This window comes from Pseudoflavonifractor sp. An85 (assembly GCF_002161235.1).
Classification (GTDB): Bacteria; Bacillota; Clostridia; order Oscillospirales; family Oscillospiraceae; genus Enterenecus.
This window is the reverse complement of sequence record NZ_NFHE01000074.1, coordinates 1-2,301: the sequence shown is the minus strand read 5'-3', so window position 1 is coordinate 2,301 and position 2,301 is coordinate 1. Positions and strand designations below refer to the sequence as shown.

General features: G+C 54.2%; 6 protein-coding genes and 1 pseudogene. All 7 read right to left on the bottom strand.

Translation table 11 applies throughout. From position 1 onward, the window contains the following. Positions 1 to 285, bottom strand: a pseudogene (locus B5G37_RS14265) (hypothetical protein); the annotation flags it as partial. After that, a complete protein-coding gene (locus tag B5G37_RS14260; protein ID WP_087258916.1) occupies positions 285 to 554 on the bottom strand; it encodes a hypothetical protein in 270 nt (89 codons plus the stop codon). The gene B5G37_RS14260 and the pseudogene B5G37_RS14265, both read right to left, overlap by 1 nt. Positions 555 to 557: 3 nt before the next feature. Next, on the bottom strand, positions 558 to 1,037 hold the full coding sequence (locus B5G37_RS14255; RefSeq protein WP_087258914.1) for a hypothetical protein: 480 nt from the start codon (positions 1,035 to 1,037) through the stop codon (positions 558 to 560). Positions 1,038 to 1,131: 94 nt separating this feature from the next. Further along, positions 1,132 to 1,377: a hypothetical protein gene (locus tag B5G37_RS14250; RefSeq protein ID WP_087258912.1), complete on the bottom strand. Its 246-nt coding sequence runs from the start codon at positions 1,375 to 1,377 to the stop codon at positions 1,132 to 1,134. Position 1,378: 1 nt separating this feature from the next. Then, entirely contained in the window at positions 1,379 to 1,630 is a 252-nt protein-coding gene (locus B5G37_RS14245; RefSeq protein WP_087258910.1) for a hypothetical protein, read from the bottom strand. Next, on the bottom strand, positions 1,630 to 1,974 hold the full coding sequence (locus B5G37_RS14240; RefSeq protein WP_087258908.1) for a hypothetical protein: 345 nt from the start codon (positions 1,972 to 1,974) through the stop codon (positions 1,630 to 1,632). Before B5G37_RS14240 ends, B5G37_RS14245 begins: the two co-directional genes overlap by 1 nt. Continuing rightward, a partial coding sequence (locus B5G37_RS14235) for a class I SAM-dependent methyltransferase (RefSeq protein WP_143482989.1) occupies positions 1,971 to 2,301 on the bottom strand: 331 nt, incomplete at its 5' end. The genes B5G37_RS14240 and B5G37_RS14235, both read right to left, overlap by 4 nt.

Sequence of the window (2,301 nt, the reverse complement as noted above, 5' to 3'; positions counted from 1 at the left end):
AGTGACCAGATAGTTTTCATCACCCTCGAAGGTCAAACCATGTCCGCTCTCGAAATCAGCAATGCAGGATTTTATCTCATAGAACTCGAACGTCCCCAGTTCCAGACTCGACGGTTCCACACGCTGCTCCGGCATGAAAGGCCGGAACGCCACATAGTCCACGCGCCTTTCGGAGGACGTACCCTTGTCGAAGGGGACCTCCCGGCTCCAAACCATGTTCCGTCCTGTGATCCGCTTCTCCACCAATTCGGAAAGACGGCGGGTCACTTCCTTCCGGCTCTCCATCACATCACCGCATTTCGCGCGGCGTCCGGAACAAGTGCCGCCAAATGTTTCAGCTCATGATGGGTCGGAATCGAATCCAACGGCCCACAAGTACAGAAGAAAGTATTGAGTGTATCGGCAGCCGCCTGCACCTCCTCCTTGCACGGTTCGGCGGTGCGGCCCGCGATGTAGATGGCGCGGTCCACGCTCTTGTCGTCCACGATCATGCAGGACGTGCTTAAAATCTCATCGGGATAGAGCTGATTCGCTTCCTGTTGTGCGATGCCCATAATTCATTCTCCATTCTTTTGCGATGCTTGTTCTGTAACTTTCAAGTAGTCGCCGCCGGTTTCCTTAATGCTGACCTTGTTGTCGAGCAGGTTGAGCGTGCCCGAGTGGATTTCTCCGTTCTTCTTCCACACCATCGACAGGCTTCCGTCTTCAGGTTTGCTATCGGGCAGGCTGCTGGACTCGAATCCATATGCCTCGTTCACATAGTTCGAGAATGTGTGTTCACTGGGGCTTGACAATATGAACACCACGGCCAGCAAAGCGCCCCCCAGAACCATTCCGCAGATTCCGCCCTCGGCAATCTTTCTCGCTTTCTCCGAAACGGAGATGAGTCCGAAGAAGAGTAAGCATATTCCGCCTAACGCGAGGATTTCGCCTAGCAAGGTAATCAAGGTGGTAGGGTCGGTAAGATCGAACTGTGTCTCAAGCGAGTTATATCCACTTAAATCCAGCACAGTATTCACTTTGTCCGCGATGTTCATAAACTCCTCCAATCCTGATTTCATGAACAATACTATCATTGTAGCAAAGTGGCAGGACGGAAAGAGTCAGCGTGTCAAAACCGTAGTTTCGTCGTCAATGGATATTGATATTGGCCCCGTACAGGTAATGCGCCATGCAATGTTCTGTGTATTTGCCGATGAGCTTCAGCCGTCCGAACTCATAGCCGTCCTCTTTGCTGTACTGCCGTGCGATTCGCAATGCACGTTCGAGGCTGACGGCGGAGCCGGATGCGACGAACTGCCCGAGGCATTTGACTTTCCACGCCCAGTGCGTGGGATGTTCCGTGAGGATGACGTTGACCTCGTAATCGTTCGGCATGTCACATCACCTCAATCCTTGCGATGTTCAGCAGGTATTTAGCAGTCCGTTTCCAGTCGTCATCATTGCGATGGAATCCTGTGCCGTCACCACCAAACAGGTCGGACAACGCATCCGCCACGGCGTCGATCTGCTTGTCACATGGCCGCGCCGTGCGACCGCGCACATACGTCCTACGAAACTTGTCGGTGAGTGGATCAGGTCGCGCCTCATCTCCGAAAATCCGGAATGCTTCATCCAATGCGACGCTCATCACATCACCGCCTTCCGCGCAGCGTCCAGAAGTCTCTTCGCAATCGCCATCAGGTCGTCGCGCCGGTTACCGGATATGTACGACCAATGATCCTCGTCTTCTTCCAAAGCCTTGTCAATTCTGCTCAGATAGCAGTAGCCATCTTCGGTGGTATAGGCGGACACCACTGCGAGTGTTTTAGCCACGGACTCGATCTGCTCCTTGCAGGGTTCGGCCTCGCGCCCGGACTGGTATGCCAGTTGCAGATCGTCCGTGGTGAGGGAAAGGAGTTTCAACGGCCAGTTTTTCCCGTTCCAGTATTGGGTGGGGTAGTAGCGTTCGGCTTCCTGTTTGCTGATGCTCATTGCTCCTCCGTTCCTGCTTTCATGAACACGATCCAGTGCGTGCCGGTCTGCTTGGGTTGCTTGTTCCCAAACAGCGGTTTCTCATCGCACAGTTTCAGAATCTTGGACAGCGGAATCTGCACCTCGTTCCATTTGAAGATCAGCACCCCGTATGGTTTCAGCACGCGGAAGCATTCACGGAACATGAGGCGCAAATCCTCCTGCCACATCTCCGGGTCCAAGGCACCGTATTTCTTCGCCATGTAGGCGTTCTCCCCGACGTGACGAAGGTGGGGAGGATCGAGGACGACCATGCGGAACGTGCCATCGGGGAACGGCAGGTCCCGG

Bases quoted from the DNA above. Each gene is read 5' to 3' on its own strand.
- B5G37_RS14260 (WP_087258916.1), bottom strand. From the start codon at position 554: ATGGGCATCGCACAACAGGAAGCGAATCAGCTCTATCCCGATGAGATT.
- B5G37_RS14255 (WP_087258914.1), bottom strand. From the start codon at position 1,037: ATGAACATCGCGGACAAAGTGAATACTGTGCTGGATTTAAGTGGATAT.
- B5G37_RS14250 (WP_087258912.1), bottom strand. From the start codon at position 1,377: ATGCCGAACGATTACGAGGTCAACGTCATCCTCACGGAACATCCCACG.
- B5G37_RS14245 (WP_087258910.1), bottom strand. From the start codon at position 1,630: ATGAGCGTCGCATTGGATGAAGCATTCCGGATTTTCGGAGATGAGGCG.
- B5G37_RS14240 (WP_087258908.1), bottom strand. From the start codon at position 1,974: ATGAGCATCAGCAAACAGGAAGCCGAACGCTACTACCCCACCCAATAC.